Origin of the sequence: Centipeda artemidis DSM 19719, from assembly GCF_000426665.1 — a bacterium.
GTDB classification, from domain to species: Bacteria; Bacillota; Negativicutes; order Selenomonadales; family Selenomonadaceae; genus Centipeda; species Centipeda artemidis.
The window spans coordinates 535,631-552,054 of sequence record NZ_AUFU01000001.1; the positions used below are offsets into that span (position 1 = coordinate 535,631).

Annotated in this window: 12 protein-coding genes and 2 tRNA genes; 3 read left to right on the plus strand and 11 right to left on the minus strand. The window is 60.0% G+C overall.

What is annotated here, in order from left to right:
• Positions 1 to 85 precede the first annotated feature (85 nt).
• Positions 86 to 745 carry a 3'-5' exonuclease gene (locus K341_RS0102535; protein WP_026761731.1) on the minus strand — a complete coding sequence of 220 codons (660 nt, stop codon included), beginning with the start codon at positions 743 to 745 and terminating at the stop codon, positions 86 to 88.
• A 274-nt stretch (positions 746 to 1,019) separates the two neighbouring features.
• Here K341_RS0102535 and K341_RS0102540 point away from each other — a divergent pair, with 274 nt between their 5' ends.
• On the plus strand, positions 1,020 to 2,222 hold the full coding sequence (locus K341_RS0102540; protein ID WP_026761732.1) for an MFS transporter: 1,203 nt from the start codon (positions 1,020 to 1,022) through the stop codon (positions 2,220 to 2,222).
• 155 nt (positions 2,223 to 2,377) lie between these two features.
• On the opposite strand, the gene K341_RS0102545 is transcribed toward K341_RS0102540, so the two are convergent.
• The 10 genes from K341_RS0102545 to K341_RS0102590 form a co-directional block, all read right to left on the minus strand.
• The gene (locus tag K341_RS0102545) at positions 2,378 to 6,157 is read right to left on the minus strand and encodes a PolC-type DNA polymerase III (protein ID WP_026761733.1); all 3,780 of its coding nucleotides are present in this window, start codon (positions 6,155 to 6,157) and stop codon (positions 2,378 to 2,380) included.
• Positions 6,154 to 6,732, minus strand: a complete 579-nt coding sequence (locus K341_RS0102550) for a lytic transglycosylase domain-containing protein (RefSeq protein WP_026761734.1) — start codon at positions 6,730 to 6,732, stop codon at positions 6,154 to 6,156. Before K341_RS0102550 ends, K341_RS0102545 begins: the two co-directional genes overlap by 4 nt.
• A complete protein-coding gene (coaE, locus tag K341_RS0102555; RefSeq protein ID WP_026761735.1) occupies positions 6,716 to 7,321 on the minus strand; it encodes a dephospho-CoA kinase in 606 nt (201 codons plus the stop codon). Before coaE ends, K341_RS0102550 begins: the two co-directional genes overlap by 17 nt.
• Positions 7,321 to 10,002: a DNA polymerase I gene (gene polA, locus K341_RS0102560; RefSeq protein ID WP_026761736.1), complete on the minus strand. Its 2,682-nt coding sequence runs from the start codon at positions 10,000 to 10,002 to the stop codon at positions 7,321 to 7,323. Before polA ends, coaE begins: the two co-directional genes overlap by 1 nt.
• Complete coding sequence (locus K341_RS0102565) at positions 9,999 to 10,508, minus strand: cob(I)yrinic acid a,c-diamide adenosyltransferase (protein ID WP_026761737.1); 510 nt, start codon at positions 10,506 to 10,508, stop codon at positions 9,999 to 10,001. Before K341_RS0102565 ends, polA begins: the two co-directional genes overlap by 4 nt.
• A gap of 77 nt (positions 10,509 to 10,585) precedes the next feature.
• Positions 10,586 to 10,999, minus strand: a complete 414-nt coding sequence (gene ndk, locus K341_RS0102570) for a nucleoside-diphosphate kinase (protein ID WP_026761738.1) — start codon at positions 10,997 to 10,999, stop codon at positions 10,586 to 10,588.
• Positions 10,999 to 11,529: a gamma carbonic anhydrase family protein gene (locus K341_RS0102575; RefSeq protein ID WP_026761739.1), complete on the minus strand. Its 531-nt coding sequence runs from the start codon at positions 11,527 to 11,529 to the stop codon at positions 10,999 to 11,001. Before K341_RS0102575 ends, ndk begins: the two co-directional genes overlap by 1 nt.
• A 73-nt stretch (positions 11,530 to 11,602) precedes the next feature.
• On the minus strand, positions 11,603 to 12,970 hold the full coding sequence (locus K341_RS0102580) for a tRNA nucleotidyltransferase/poly(A) polymerase-related protein (RefSeq protein ID WP_026761740.1): 1,368 nt from the start codon (positions 12,968 to 12,970) through the stop codon (positions 11,603 to 11,605).
• A 62-nt stretch (positions 12,971 to 13,032) separates the two neighbouring features.
• A tRNA-Ile gene (locus K341_RS0102585) sits at positions 13,033 to 13,109 on the minus strand.
• 71 nt (positions 13,110 to 13,180) lie between these two features.
• A tRNA-Gly gene (locus K341_RS0102590) sits at positions 13,181 to 13,255 on the minus strand.
• A 213-nt stretch (positions 13,256 to 13,468) separates the two neighbouring features.
• Here K341_RS0102590 and sstT point away from each other — a divergent pair.
• Both sstT and K341_RS0102600 read left to right on the plus strand, forming a co-directional pair.
• Complete coding sequence (gene sstT / locus K341_RS0102595; protein WP_026761741.1) at positions 13,469 to 14,716, plus strand: serine/threonine transporter SstT; 1,248 nt, start codon at positions 13,469 to 13,471, stop codon at positions 14,714 to 14,716.
• A gap of 142 nt (positions 14,717 to 14,858) precedes the next feature.
• Positions 14,859 to 16,382: a subtype B tannase gene (locus K341_RS0102600; protein WP_428829696.1), complete on the plus strand. Its 1,524-nt coding sequence runs from the start codon at positions 14,859 to 14,861 to the stop codon at positions 16,380 to 16,382.
• The last annotated feature ends 42 nt before the right edge of the window (positions 16,383 to 16,424 follow it).

Sequence of the window (16,424 nt, forward strand, 5' to 3'; positions counted from 1 at the left end):
CCACATAGAAAAATCAAACACATGTAAAAACAGAGCTGTTGCATATACTTGTGCAACAGCTCTGCTGCATATTGGCGGGATTTGACTACAAATTATTCTTTAGTTTCTCAAGATCCGGAAAGAGATCCCCGATCGCGTCCGAAAGCCCCTCGCTCGGCTCGAGGATCTCAAGCACGGGACGCATCGTCTCGCGGAACTTCTCATCATCCTGCATGAGCGTAAGCACAGCGCTCGTATTGATCGCGTCGGCGAGCGCAGAGTGCTGCGTCCCCTCGAACCGCCGCCCCATCGCACCGAGCGCGTGTTTGAGTGCGAGACTGTTGTGCAGCCCGAGCCGATCGTCAAACGCCTGCTGGAGATCCACCCAGCGCATATCGAGCCAGTTCACATCAAAGTCCGGCACCTTGAGGCGGCACTCCTTACGGAGTTGTTTGATGTCCGACATGCTCCACGAGTAGATTTTCGTCTCCGAAGCACCAATCCAGTCCACAAAATTTTTGAAGCTCTCGGCAAAAACGCGCTGCCCGCTGACCTGCTCCTGCGTGATGCCCGTGAGCTCCGTAATATGCTTCTTCACCAGCCCGTACTCAGGGCAGACATAACACTGAAATTTATCCTCCTGCACAAATTTGTCGCTGAGACGCACTGCGCCAATCTCAATAATCTCGCCGTTTAATTTCCGTCGTATTTCTTTGTATTCCTTGCCAATAGGATTCATCTCCAAATCGACGACAATGTGTTTCATACGCATTCCTTACCTTCGAAAAAATCTGCCGTAAATGACGCGCGGCAGACAATGTTGCAGTGTTCTTTGGCGCTTTACCGGGAGCGCTTTTCATAAACCCAAAAAGTTAATGTATTTTAACTTTTTAGGACGGAATTGTTACGTTTTCGTTATCATAGCACAATGGGCGCTGAAAATCAAGAAATAGGAAAAACGTCCTGCCTCACTTATTTCTTTTTCCGAAAAAAGTGTTAGAATAGAAGCAGATATATTTTCTGAAAGGGTGTACCGCATCATGAATTGGAAAGCCGCGCTCGCACTGCTGACCTGCAACGTCCTCTTTATGTCCGCCAGCTATACGATGCTCATTCCGTTTCTCCCCATGTACCTGACGCTTGAGCTCGGCGTGGACGAGGCGTCGGTCAACATGTGGGCAGGCATTACGTTCTCAGTTACCTTCCTCGTCTCGGCAGTGATGGCGCCGATTTGGGGGCGCATTGCCGACCGCAAGGGCAAGAGGCTCATGGCGATGCGCGCAAGTTTCCTCATCGCTGTCAGCTATTTCCTCGGCGGCATCGTGCAGACGCCCGAACAGCTCGTCCTCGTGCGGATCTTTCAGGGATTTGCCGCGGGGCTCTGGCCGATGGATCTTGCCATCATGACCCTCTACGCGCCGCGCGAACGTCTCGGGTTATGCCTCGGCATCATGCAGGGCACACTGACTGCGGGCGGCGTCATCGGTCCCCTCCTCGGCGGCGTGCTCGCGGAAACATTCGGTATGCGCACGAGCTTTTACATCGGCGCCGCGGCACTCTTTGTCAACTTCCTCGCATTCACATTCCTCATCAAGGAGCCGCCCTCCCCTGCGGATGAAACGCCTCAGACGGAGGAAGACGCGAATCCGTGGCATCTGTGGCGCATTCCTATCCTGCGCACGATGATGGTTGTCAGCACGCTCGCACAGATGGTCGTCTTTATCCTCCAGCCCGTCCTCACAACCTATGTCAAATATCTCGCGGGCGATACGATCGAAAACATCGTCTTCGCCGCGGGTGTCGTCTTCTCGCTCAGCGGCATCGCGGGTGCGATCGCCGCGCCGCTCTGGGGCATCTTCGGCGCGCGGCGCAGCTATTTCGTCTCCATGTGTCTGGCGATGACGCTCGCGGGCATCGTCCTAACCCTGCAGGGGATCCCCGAGGCCCTTATCCCCTTTGCCGCCATGCAGTTCGTCATCGGACTATGCGGCGCAGGCGTGCAGCCCTCGCTCAATGCCGTCATCGCGCAGCACACCCCCGCACACCTCAAGGGCAGCGTGTTCGGTATGCTCTTCGCCGCGCAGCAGGTCGGCGGCTTTACGGGACCGCTCCTCGGCGGCATCGTCGCTACCTATCTTGGCATGCACTTCCTATTCCCGACGGCGGGCGCAATCTTGCTGACGCTTTCCATATTCGTTTGGGGGCGGTATATTCGGAAAGGTTATACTGCGATCGAAATATAATCCTTTGCATATTTTTCAGAAATACCGCATTCATCATATTGTCCCTCAGAATACGTTGTTCATCAAGAATTTTCCTCCGCGTATATCAGAATTGGATTCCAAAATGTAAAACCACATCCGAATCATTGATTAACTCGGATGTGGTTTTTATTTTTCTATGCAAACAGCTCCACCTGGTTGCTCTCGGTCATACCTGCGAGACATCCGTGTGCACGGAGGACTTCGATGGAGGGGGCGGGGACGTGGGCGCGCGTGGCGAGGTCCTCGATGGAGATGAATACGCCGTCTTTGCGCGCCTCGACGATTGCCTGCGCCGCCTTTTGCCCCATGCCGGGGAGCGCTGTGAGCGGGGGCAGGAGGGATTTTTCGTGCAGGATGAAGGTCTCCGCGTTGGAGGTGTAGATATCGACGGGTTCGCAGGCGAATCCGCGCAGATACATTTCCCATGCAAGCTGGAGCACGATGAGTGTGTCCTGCTTCTTGTTGTCGAGCTTCCCTCTGTGCTCGCGCGCCTCGGCGTTCAGTGCGTCGATCGCCGCCTTGATCGCGTCCCGCCCCTTTGCGATGATGTTCGCGTCGAATTCGTCGGCGCGGATGGAGAAGTACGCGGCGTAGTACGCGAGCGGGTAATGCACTTTGCAGAACGCGATGCGGTAGCCCATCATAACGTAGGCGGTCGCGTGCGCGCGCGGGAAGAGGTACTTGATCTTTTGGCAGGACTCGACGTACCATTCGGGAATGCCGCCCGCATATAGCTTCTCTACGACATCGGGCGCGATTCCCTTGCCCTTGCGCACGTTCTCCATGGTCTTGAACGAGAGGAGCGGATCGATGCCGTTCTGCATAAGATAGTTCATGATGTCGTCGCGCGCGGAGATGGCGTCCTTCAGCGTGCTCGTCCCCGCCTTGATGAGATCCTGCGCGTTGCCGAGCCAGACGTTCGTGCCGTGGGAAAATCCGGAGATGCGCACGAGGTCGGCGAAACAGTCGGGGTTCGAGTCGTCGATCATCTTCTGTGTAAAAGACGTGCGGAACTCGGGGATGCCGTATGTGCCCATGTTCGCGCCAAGCTCCTCGGGCGTGATGCCGAGGGCGTCGGTCGAGGTGAAGATGGACATGGTGGCGGGATCGTCGAACGGGATGGTCTCCGGGTCGCGGTGGGTCAGCTCTTCGAGCATCTTGATGACGGTCGGATCATCGTGTCCGAGAATGTCGAGCTTGACGAGACGTTCGCTGATGGAATGGTAATCAAAATGCGTCGTGAGTGTGTCGGATTCCATATTGTTCGCTGGGCGCTGGATCGGCGTGAAATAGTGCACGTCCATGTCGCGCGGCACGACCATGATGCCGCCCGCGTGCTGTCCCGTGGTCGCCTTGACGCCCATGCAGCCGCGCATCATGTGCTCAATGTAAGGGCGTCCCTTCTGCACGCCCATGTCCTCGTAGTAGTGCATGGCGTAGCCGTAGGCGTTCTTGTCCTGCAGTCCCGCGATCGTGCCTGCACGGAACACGTTCATCTTGCCGAAGAGGACTTCGGTGTATTTATGCGCGACGGGCTGATAGTCGCCCGAGAAGTTGAGATCGATATCGGGGACTTTGTCGCCGTCAAATCCGAGGAACACCGCGAACGGGATGTTGTGTCCGTCCTTGATGAGCGGCGTGCCGCAGACGGGGCAGTCCATGGAGGGCAGATCAAATCCGCTCCCGACGGAGCCGTCCGTGATGAATTTATTGTATTGACAGTGTTTGCAGCGGTAATGCGGCGGCAGCGGGTTGACCTCGGTGACGCCGATCATGGTCGCGACGAAGGACGAGCCGACCGATCCGCGCGAACCGACGAGGTAGCCGTCGTCGTTGGATTTCTTGACGAGACGCTGCGCGATGATGTAGAGCGCGGAAAAACCGTGCTTTAGGATGGGTTTGAGCTCAAGATCGAGGCGGTCGGAGACGATCTTCGGCAAATTTTCGCCGTAGAGCCGCCGCGCCTTCCGATACGACATCTCTTCGATCTCGCGATCCGCGCCCGGTACCATCGGCGCGTAGAGCTCGTCGGGGATAGGCAGGAACTCTTCGACCTCGTCCGCGATGCGGCGCGGATTCGTGACGACGCACTCGTAGGCGCGTTCGGCGCCGAGGTAGTCGAACTCGGCGAGCATTTCGTCCGTCGTGCGCAGATAGAGCGGCGGCTGGCGGTCGGCGTCGCGATAGCCGTTTGCCTTTTGCAGCATGGCGCGGTAGACGGCGTCCTCGGGATTGAGAAAATGGACGTCGCAGGTCGCAATGAGCGGCTTTTCGAGTTTATCCGCGAGTTCCGAGACCTTGCGGTTGATATTGCGCAAGTCCTCGTCGTCGCGAATCGGGAAACGGTCGTCGATCTTGAGGAAGTCGTTGTTGTGGATCGGCTGTATTTCGAGGAAGTCATAGAACGCGGCGATGCGCTCAAGCTCCTCGTCGCTCTCCCCGCGCACGATGGCGCGGATCAGCTCGCCCGCTTCGCACGCGGAGCCGACGATCAGCCCATCGCGGTATTCTTCGAGGATGGCGCGCGGCACGCAGGGGCGGCCGCGCTTTTTCGACCCGCGGAAAAAGCGGATGTGCGAGATGGAGACGAGCTTGTAGAGGTTGTAGAGCCCCGTTTTATTCTTCGCCAAAAAGATGATGTGGTTCGACCGCTGCTGTGCGGGGTCGTCGATGAGGTAGCCCTCCATGCCGTAGATGATCTTGATATCGACGCCCTTTTTCTTCAGCGCGCGCGCGGTGTTCATCGCCTCGGGGAACGCCTGCACGACGCCATGGTCGGTGATGGCGACCGCGGGCCATCCCCAGCGCGCCGCCGTCTCGACGAGCGTCTTCGGCGGCACAACGGCGTCGAGCGCGCTCATCTTCGTGTGCGCGTGCAGTTCGACACGCTTTTCCGCGGCGTTATCCTCACGCTGCGGCACTTTCCGCTTCTCGATGCTGTCGATGAAAAGGACATAATCGCTGACGAATTTGTCGTATTCGATCTTCCCTTGAATGCGAACGGCGCAGCCCTTGCCAATTGCCTTGAGGATGCGCTCGACCTCGGCGTCGATCTCCTCCTGCGTAGCTTTCCCGCGGATGCCGAAAAATTTCTTGCAGGCGATGCCGTTCGTCTTGTCGGCAAATTTGAGCAGGAGGATGTACGCGCCGGATTTGAGCTTATTCGCCTGCGGCGCGAAGATTTCGCCCTCAAGGACGATGTTTTTGATTTCGTCCTCCACGACGCCGAGTTCGCGCGCTTCGCCCTGCACGGCACGCCCGATGATGACGTTTTCGGGGCGCGGCGCGCCTTTTTTTGCGCCGCGTGATGCACGGGACGAGGCGGGCTGTGCGGCGGATGAGTTTTTTTTCGCGAGCGCGGGCATGGGAGGCGGCGTCCATGCCGGCTGCGCCGCGTCCTCGGCGATGGCGCATTCCGCGCACACAACGCGGCACGCACATCCTACATTCCTACGGATCGCTTCTTCGAGCCGCCGCGTCACCGTACGCGTGCCGAGCAGCTCCGCGCCGAACCGCCCCGGCGCTTCGAGCCGAAGAACGTTGCCGTCGACGGCATAGCGCGACTGGCGCAGCGTGTGAAAGAGGACGGCATCGCCCGCCGCCGCCTGATTGACGGCGCGCTCCCAGACGGGCGCAACGGCGCGCTCGAGTGCGACGACGTTCTGCTGCAAAAAGACCTCGGCAAGACCGTAGTTCTCCGCGATCTGCACGCAGATGCGCGCAATCAGCTCCTCCGAAAGGACGGCGGATGTGCCGACAACCAGCTCCCACTCGTTCGATTCTGCGGAAACCTCGACGTGGCGCAGTGTGCTTGCACACAAAAGCTCCCGCTCCGCATCGGAGAGGGAGAGTCCGCGTATGAGCCGGAGGAGCATATCCTCGGCGCTGGGGAGAATCCGGTAGGTCTTGTTCATTCTTCGTACAGCCTCTTATACTGCGCTCTGTCCTCGAGCACCGCCCGCACATAGAGCCGCGTCTCCGGGTAGGGGATTGCGTCGATCTCATCGAACGCATCCGTCCACCGATAGCGCTCCATCCAGTCGCGCACGTTGCCGCGCCCCGCATTGTATGCCGCGAGCGCAAGAATTTCGTTGCCGCGGAACTCCTGCAGGAGCTCCGCCAGATACCACGCGCCATAGCGAATGTTCAACGCAGGGTCGTAAAGGTAGTCCTCGGTAAACGGCTCGCCCAGCCGTCCCGCAATCCACGCGGCGGTCTGCGGCATGAGCTGCATCAGCCCGACCGCGCCGCCGTCGGAGGCGGCATCGCTGCGGAATTTGCTCTCGTTTTTAATCACCGCGGCAACGAGGAAGGGGTCGAGCCGCTGCTGCGCCGCGCTCGTCTCGATGTAGCTGCGGTAGTCGTAGGGGTAGATATAGCTGCGCTCGACAAAGGACCAGCCGCCCACGAGGGCAAAGGCGACTGCCACGACGACCGCCGCGCGCAGGAGCAGCCACAGACCCCGGCGCGTATTACGAAAGGGACGCAAGACGCTGCCTCCAAAGCTCTGCGGCGCGCCGCTCGGTATCCATGCGCGCGCCGCCGTTGTCGATCACGACGTCTGCCAGCGCACATTTTTCCGCGAGCGGCATCTGCGCGGCGATCCGCGCGCGCGCTTCCGCCTCGCTCATCGCCGTATCGCGCGCCATCAAGCGCGCGAGCTGCACGTCCTCCGGCACGGAGACGACCCACGACTCGTCGGTCATCCGATGCCAGCCCGCCTCAAAGAGGAGCGGCACGTCGAGCACGACCGCCGCGTGCCCCTCCGCTCTCAGATCCGCGATTTTATCCGTCGCCGCAGTGCGAATCAAGGGATGCACGCGCGCGTTCACCCGATCCCGCACATGCGGATCGGCAAAGACGCGCCGCGCAATCTCGCCGCGGTCGAGCGTGCCGTCCGCAGCGAGAATATCTCCGCCAAACTCCCGCACATAGAAGTCGTAGACCGCCCCGCCCGGGCGCGAGAGTTCGTGCGCGATGGCGTCCGCGTCCACGATCGCCGCCCCTTCCCTGCGCAGCGCTTCGCTCACGGTGGATTTGCCGCAGGCGATGCCGCCCGTCAGCCCAATGACATACATTACTTTGCCTCCGCCCAATTCTTCCCCGTATGCACATCGACGGCGAGCGGCACGGCGAGCTGTGCCGCCCCGCTCATCGCCGCCGTCAGCAGCTCCGTCACCTGTGCGATTTCGTCATTTACGACCTCGAGCACGAGCTCGTCGTGCACCTGCAGGAGGATATGACTCTTTACCCCCGCAGCACGGAGCGCCGCGTCCGCACGAATCATCGCGATTTTAATCAAATCTGCCGCCGTCCCCTGAATCGGCGTGTTCATCGCCATGCGCTCCGCGTTCGACCGCTGCATGAAGTTGCGGCTGTTGATCGCCGGGAGCGCGCGCCGCCGCCCGTAGAGCGTCGTGACAAATCCGTTCGTGTGCGCGTCCGCGACGACGCGGTCGAGGAACGCGCGCACGCCGTGATAGCGCTCGAAGTAGCGTTCAATGTAGCCTGCCGCCTCCTTGCGCGGGATGCCGAGATCCTGCGAGAGCCCGTAGTCGCTGAGCCCGTAGACGATGCCGAAATTGACCGCCTTTGCGCTGCGCCGCTGTGCGCTCGTCACCTCGGCGAGCGGCATGCCGAACACCTCCGACGCCGTGCGCGCGTGAATGTCCTGCCCCTGCAGAAACGCGTCGATGAGCGTCTCGTCCCCCGACATATGCGCGAGAATGCGCAGCTCGATCTGCGAGTAGTCCGCCGAGAGCAGTGCATCATAGCCCTCGCCCGGTTCGAAGAGCGCACGCACGGCGCGCCCCTCCTCTGTCCGCACGGGGATGTTCTGGAGGTTCGGATCGGAGCTTGAGAGCCGCCCCGTCGCCGTCACCGTCTGGTTGAAACTCGTGTGCACACGCCCCGTATCGGGACGAATGAGCGCACCGATGCCCTCAAGGTAGGTCGAGCGAATCTTGCTCCACATGCGGTACGTCAGCACCCGATCCACAACGGGATGCGCCGCGCGCATCTCCTCTAGCACCTCGGCGTTCGTCGAGTAGCCCGTCTTGGTCTTTTTCATCTTCGGAGATGTCAGCCCGAGCCGGTCAAAGAGGACTTCGCCGAGCTGCTTGGGTGAGCTGATGTTGAACTCCGTCCCTGCGAGCGCATAGATGTCCTGCTCGATCTCCGCGATGCGCGCGTTCGCCGCCGCAAGCGCGCGCCCGAGCGCCGCACGGTTCACCGCGACGCCCGTCCGCTCCATCGCCGCGAGGATGGGGACGAGAGGAAGCTCTATTTCTTCATATAGCTTGGTCAGCTTCGCATCGGCGAGCGCCGCCGACATCGGCGCATAGAGCCGCGCCGCAAGAATCACCTCATAGACGGAAATCTGCTCGTTATGCAGCGGCGCGCCGTTTGCGAGGTGCGAATACGCCGCAGAGAGCGTGCGATCCTCCGCCGTCTGCGGCGCGGAAAGCTCGTCCAAATAGGCGGACGCCGCACGATCAAGTGACCTCTGCCGCTCCTCGGGACACAGCAAATAGTCTACGAGTGCGAGGTCAAAAACCTCCGCTCCGAACGTCATCCCCGCCTGCACATAACGCTTCGCATCCCAAAGCACGACGGGACGCTCCGAAAGAATCGACAGCACCTCCGCAAAATGCGCGGACGATGCGTGCAGCACGCCGCGCACATCCCCATAGGAAAGCACCAGCGCCGCGAGATTCAGGAACGGCGCCGTTCCCTCAAACACGCCCGCCACAGTGATCCGCTCCGCAGAGCGCAGCGACGCCGGATCGAGCGACGCGTCAAGCTCGAGCGGCGTGAGGTCAATCTCCGTCTCTTCGTCCTCTGCCGCCACAAAGAGCGACTGCTCCACATGCATCTCCTGCGCCGCGGGCGCAAGGAACTCCGAGAGACTGCGCCACACGGAGCGCAGCTCGTACGTCCTGCAAAACGTCTCGAGCGCCGCGCGGTCGGGCTGCATACGAAAGCCCTCCGCCGTATAGCGGAGTTCCGGCACATCGCATTTGATCGTCGCAAGCTCCTTCGAGAGGAGCGCCTGATCGCGATACTCTATGAGTGACGCGCTCAGTTTCTTCCCCGCGACCTCTCCCGCATGGTCGAGCACAGATTCGATCGTCCCGTAGGAGAGCAGGAGCTTCGTCGCGGTCTTTGGCCCGATGCCCGGAACGCCCGGAATATTGTCCGAGCTGTCCCCCATGAGCCCCTTCAGGTCGATCAGGCGGAGCGGCGCGAAGCCGTACTCCTCCTCGAACGCCGCCGTATCGTAGCGGCGTGTGTCGCTGATGCCCTTTTTCGTCAGCAGCACGTCGAGTCCCGGGCGGATGAGCTGGAGCGCGTCGCGGTCGCCCGTCACGACGATCGCCGCCGCCCCCGCTGCCGCCGCCTGCGTCCCGAGCGTGCCGATGATGTCGTCCGCCTCGTAGTCGTCGAGCTCGACGAAGGGAATGCCGAGGCACGCCGCGAGCTCCTTCAGCAGGGGAATCTGCGCGATCAGCTCCTCGGGCGTCTTGTCCCGCGTGCCCTTGTAGTCGGGGTACAGCGCCGTGCGGAACGTCGTGCGGCTCTTGTCGAACGCGATGACGATCTGCGAGGGCGCGTGCTCCTTCAGGAGTTTCACGAGCATCATCGCAAAGCCGTGAATCGCGTTCGTATGGACGCCGTGGGCGTTCGGCGGGAGCTGCAGCGCGTAGAACGCACGGAAAAAGAGACTGCTCCCGTCGATGACTGCAAATTTTTCCGTCACTTGTCCCGCACATCCTGTTCTTCGAGGCGCATGAGGAGGAAAATATAATCCGACATGCGGTTGAGGAAGCGGATGTCGATCTCATGAACATCCTCTTCGCGGCGCAGCGACCACGCGCGCCGCTCCGCCGTGCGCGCCGTCGTGCGCGCAAAATCGAGCATCGCGCCGCCCTTCGTCTCGCCCGGGATGAGGAACACGCGCAGAGGCGGCAGGCTCTTTTCGATGGCTTCTTCATCCGCCTCGAGCTCCGCCAGCATCTCGGCAGTAATCATTGGCTCTTTTCCGATACTTGCAAAATCCGCCATGAGCATACCGAGCTTCTTTTGGAGATTCAGAACGCGCTCCCTGACGCTCTCGTTCTCAACGAACGCCCGCGCCATGCCGAGCGCGGACGCGAGCATGTCCACGTTGCCGTAGACCTCGACGCGGCGGTGATCCTTATCCACGCGCTCGCCGGTGAAGAGGCTCGTCTGCCCTTTATCGCCTGTTTTCGTTGTGACGCCCATTACAGTTTCCTCCTTATATAGATGCATGTGCCCGGCCGCGCAAAGGCACGGTCGGGCGATCGCTTCCGCTATATTTTTTAGAAAATCTCCGTCTCGCTGAAGAAGATGTGAATCTCGCGCGCTGCGCTCTCGGGACTGTCGGAGGCATGCACCGCGTTCTCGCTTCCATCCTTTGCAAAACGCTTGCGAATGGTTCCCTCAGCCGCGTTCGCAGGGTTCGTCGCGCCGTGCAGCTCGCGCACGCGCGCAATCGCGTTCTCCCCGGCGAGCACTATCGCAACGAGCGGCGCGGAGGTCATGAACGCGGAGAGCTCGCCGTAGAACGGCTTCGTCAGATGCTCTTCGTAATGAATGCGCGCGATGCGATCCGTCATCTGCATCATCTTCATCGCGCGGATTGTGAGCCCCGCATCCTCGTATGCCTTCGTGATGTCGCCGATGTGATGTGCCTTAACGGCGTCCGGCTTAATGAGAACCAGTGTCTGTTCCATTACTTCAACTCCTCAATGATCTTTTGATACTCTGCCGCGAGGTCGGCGTAGTTTTCCGCTGCATTTTGCAGCGCCTCGATTTCGTCGTCGCGCAGCGCGCGCACGATCTGTGCAGGGGAACCGAACACGAGCGAGTTCGAAGGGATCTTCTTGTGCTGCGGCAGGAACGTCCCCGCCCCGATGACCACGTTCTCGCCGATCTCGGAGTACCCCATCACGATCGAGCCCATGCCGATGAGCGTATTGCTGCCGATCTTGCTGCAGTGCACGACCGCGTTGTGCCCGATGAGCACATGATCCCCGATCTCTACCGGCACGTCACGCATGACGTGAATTGTCGCGTTCTCCTGGATGTTCGTGTTGCTGCCGATCCGAATCGGCTGAAAGTCGCCGCGCACGACAGCGCCGAACCAAACGCTCGAATGTGCGCCGATCGTCACGTCGCCGATCACCGCCGCGGACGGTGCGATAAACGCCGTCGGGTCGATCGCAGGGCTCTTTCCCCTGTAGGGCAGAATGACCTTGTCCATCAATACGCGCCTCCTCATCATGTTCCTCTGACGTTCCTATTATAGCATGACGGAGGCATATTTTCATCATATTTTATTTCTCGTTTTGAGGGACGTCCGCCCCGCTCTTCACCTCGACCGGATCATGTTCGGAAACGTTTCTCCCTGCTTTTATATCGGCGATTCTGCGGGAGAGCACCGCCATATTTTCTGCCGAATAAAAAGGATCCGCGCGGCGCTCCGCCAAAATTTTCCGCAGCGTGCGGATTCTCTCCTCGCGCAGCCATGCACCGATCTGTGCACCGACGAGATGCGCGGGCGCATCCCTGCCCGTTACGCGCAGCATGGCGGCAAGGTACTCCGCCCCGTGCGTCAGGTAATCCGGCAGCGTCCCGTGATCCGCGCGGATGACGGCGGTGAACTGCTCCATGGAGAGCCCCGACCGCCCGACGCCGAGCAGGAGATCGGCAATCTTGCCGACATGCGTGAGGCGCGGCGCGCGCATATGCTCACGGATCACGAACGACGCCGCCTTCATCCATGTGTGCGGCAGCGTCATGCGCCTGTTCCACGCGGCGAGCACATCGAGACCGACCTTCTCATGCCCGTAGTGGTGCGGCAGCATCTCCGCGGGCGTCTCCCCCTTGCCGATGTCGTGCACAAGCCCTGTGAACCGCGTTATCACGTCGTCTGTCGCCGCCGCTACCGCATCGACAATGGACATCGTATGTTCAAACGCATCTCCCTCGGGATGAAACTCCGTCGGCTGCGTCTTTCCTCTGAGCGCCGCGATCTCAGGGAAGGTCACGTCAAGCAAGCCGGCCGCATCAAGTACGCGGAAAAACATGGAGGGACGCGACACCTCGAGCGCACGGCGCAGCTCTCCCATCGTACGCTCACTCGGCTCTTTTTGCAGTTCCTCCACGCAGGAACGCATATAGGCAAGTGTCCCCGCCTCGACCATAAAGCCGAACGCCGCCGCCTGCCGCGCCGCGCGCAGCGCCCGCACGGGATCCTCGGTAAAATGCGCCGACACAGCGCGAATGATGCCCGCCGCAATATCTGAGCGCCCCCCGTAGGGATCGACGAGCCGCTCCTCCGGCAGCTCCTGCGCCATCGCGTTCATCGTCGTGTCGCGCCGGTAAAGATCCTCCTCAATCGTCACCGCAGGGTCGAACGTGACGTCAAACCCGCGATAGCCCGCGCCCGTCTTAACCTCTTTGCGCGCAAAGGACACCTCCGTGCGCCGCCCGTCAATATAGACATGGTAGACCGGGAACGCCTTTCCGATCTTCTCCGCACGCGGAAAAAGCGCGCAAAAGCGCGTCTCCTTCATCCCCGTCAGCACATAGTCCATATCGTGTGCCGCCGCCCCGCGAAAGGCATCCCGCACGCAGCCGCCCACGCGAAAAACGCGTGCGCCCGCAGACCGCACCGCCTCCACAAACAGAGATTCCGTCATATCCTCCCCTCCTTTCAAGAAAATAAAAAAAAGCATCACCTGCGCGATGCTCTTCCACTCTATGGTGGGCCCACTTGGACTTGAACCAAGGACCGACCGGTTATGAGCCGGTTGCTCTAACCAACTGAGCTATAGGCCCCTATGCAGCGAGGAACAGCACGTTCTCCGCTTTTCAAAAAAACCTGCGCATTGCGCAGGTCAGGTAAACAATGGAGCGGAAAACGAGGCTCGAACTCGCGACCCCCACCTTGGCAAGGTGGTGCTCTACCACTGAGCTACTTCCGCAGAATGCAACGAAAACATCGGTCAATCAACGGATATCATTCTAACAAGAAAGCGCCCGTTCTGTCAAGAAAATTTTACAAACTAAGAAAATACGCGCCCCCCCATTTCCCTTCTTTGCCGTGAAATCAGGTATACAGCCGCGTTGTAGTGACAAGGATTTCAAAGTCTGCTATAATGAGGAATATTTTTCTCAATCATAAAGGGGGAGTTTCTTTGTTTAGGAACATCAGCCGCAAGTACCGCGAGACGGCACTCATCAAGCTGATCGCTATCGGTCTCATCATCGGCATTCTCATCGCGCTCTACGCGCCCGCGATGATTCCCGCCGTCTCCGTGCTCGGCGACATCTTCGTCCGCGCGCTCAAGGGCGTCGCGCCGATCCTCGTCTTTGTCCTCGTCATGAACGCCATGGCGCAGCGCACGGTCGGCGCGGGCGCCGCGCTCAAACCGATCGTACGGCTCTACCTCATCGCGACATTCCTCGCGTCCGTAGTCGCCGTCGCGTTCTCCTTCCTCTTCCCGACGCAGCTGCATCTCGTCGTCGCCGACACTGCAGTCGCACCGCCGAGCGGCATCGTCGAGGTCGTGCACAACCTCATCCTCAATGTCGTGGACAATCCTCTGCACGCGATTGCAAATGCCAACTACATCGGCATCCTCGCGTGGAGCATTCTCGCAGGTCTGGCACTGCAAAAAGCGAATCCGACCACAAAGAACACTGTGCACGATTTCGCCGTCGTCATGACGCAGATCGTCCTGTGGGTCATACGGTTCGCCCCCTTCGGCATCATGGGTCTCGTTGCGGATGCAGTTGGAACGAGCGGCGTGGACGCCCTCATCAGCTATCTGCAGCTTCTCGCCGTCCTGCTCGGCGCGTTTTTCTCCGTCGCGCTCATCATGAACCCGATCATCGTCTGGCTGCATATCCGCCGCAACCCGTTCCCGCTCGTCCTCACGACGCTGCGCGAGAGCGGCATCTACGCATTCTTCACGCGCAGCTCGGCGGCAAATATCCCCGTCAACATGGAGCTATGCAAACGCCTTGGCCTCAACGAAGAAATCTACTCCATCTCCATCCCGCTCGGCGCGACCATCAACATGAGCGGCGCGGCGATCACGATCGCGATCCTCTCGCTCGCCGCGGCCTATACGCTCGGCATCCATGTGGATCTGCCGACCGCGCTCCTCCTCTGCCTCATCGCCACCGTCGGCGCGTGCGGCGCATCGGGCGTTGCGGGCGGCTCGCTCCTCCTCATCCCCGTCGCCTGCTCCTCGTTCGGCATCAGCAACGACATCGCCATGCAGGTCGTCGGCGTCGGCTTCATCATCGGCGTCCTTCAGGATTCGTGCGAAACCGCGCTCAACAGCTCCACCGACGTCCTCTTCACCGCAACGGCGGAATTTGCCGACCGCGCTAAGGCGGGCACACTGACGGCGGAGGATATGACGCCAAAAAACTAAATCATATGGTATAATAAGGGGGATACGGGCAGCACCGTATCCCCCCTTATTACTTTCTCCCCTGTATAGAAAGGTGATTGCCGTGAACAATCTACAGCTCATCCGTGTCGGTATCCTCAGCGCTTTATTGAGCTGCACCTGCATGGGAAATACGTCGGCGGCTCCGATGAGCGGCACCGCAGGGACAGGCGCCGCAGCGGCCGCCGAGCCGAGCGTGACGTCACTTATCTTTGACCGCACAAATTATACAGACGAAGTACTGTCGCTCAACGGCACGTCCGTTGCATTCCGTGCGTACCGCAACATTCCCTATGTGTCGAGCCCCAAAGATGCCGCACATCAAAGTATGAACATCTTTATCCCTGCCGCGTATCTGACAGGCGGCACGGTAAACGGCTATACGGCAGCGACCGCTCCTATCTTCATGCCGAACGGAGTCGGCGGCTATATGCCCGGAGAGATCGAAGAGCCTCAGGAAAAATCACGTATGTCGGGCGCCCCAAACGCAGCGCTTACCGCACTCTCCCGCGGACTGGTTGTCGCCGCTCCGGCGATACGGGGGCGTACGAACACCGACGCACAGGGGGTGTATGTCGGCAAAGCGCCCGCGCTCATCGTGGACTATAAAGCCGCTGTCCGCTATCTGCGCTACAACGCCGCACGTCTGCCCGCGGGAAATACGGAGCGGATCATTTCAAACGGAACAAGCGCAGGCGGCGCCTTGTCGGCGCTTCTTGGCGCAACCGGCAACAGCCCGGACTATACGGCAGCTCTTGCCGAGATCGGTGCAGCGGGTGCGCGCGACGATATTTTTGCCGCCAGCTGCTACTGCCCTATTACCAATCTCGAGCATGCCGACATGGCATACGAATGGATCTTTTCGGGCATCAACGATTATCATCAGGGAGCTCCCGCCCCTGCTCTGCACACGGAAAATCAAGAGGGCGCCACGGTAACGAACCGCCCTGCAAATGCCCCCACGGAAACCTCATCTGCAGTCCCGATGACCGCAGAGCAAATCACAGCCTCTGCACGCTTAAAAAAGGACTTCCCCCGCTACCTCAACAGTCTCAGACTGAAAGACGCTGCGGGCAGCGTGCTGCAGCTCCGCTCCGGCGGCACGGGCACCTTTGCGGAATACATCAAAGGGCTCTACCGCACTTCTGCACAGTATGCAGTTGACAATAACGCAGCCCTGGACGACGCCGATTGGTTTACCGTACAAAACGGCCGCGTTACAGACGTCGATCTTGCCGCATATGCGCGCTGGGCGACACGTCTGAAAGCGACCCCCGCCTTTGATAAATTCGATCTTAGTTCCGGCGAAAATGATGAGTTCGGCACGGAGACAAACGTTCCCCGCCACTTCACCAAGTTTTCCCGGAAATATGATACGACGCACGGCGCACTCGCTCCCGCTGCGAACATCCGTATGTTGAACCCGCTGAACTATATCGGCACAAACGGCGTACGAACCGCACCACACTTCCGCATTCGGCACGGTGCCAAAGATCGTGATACAGCGCTCCCCATACCTGCTGTTCTCGCCCTGCGCCTTATGAACGCAGGAATTGATGTGGACTTTGCCGTTCCATGGGGGTACGGCCATGCCGGCGATTACGATCTGGACGAATTGTTTGCATGGATCGACCGTATTTGTAAATAAAAATTGGCATAGAAAAATCCCGGCATACGACGGCAGCGTATA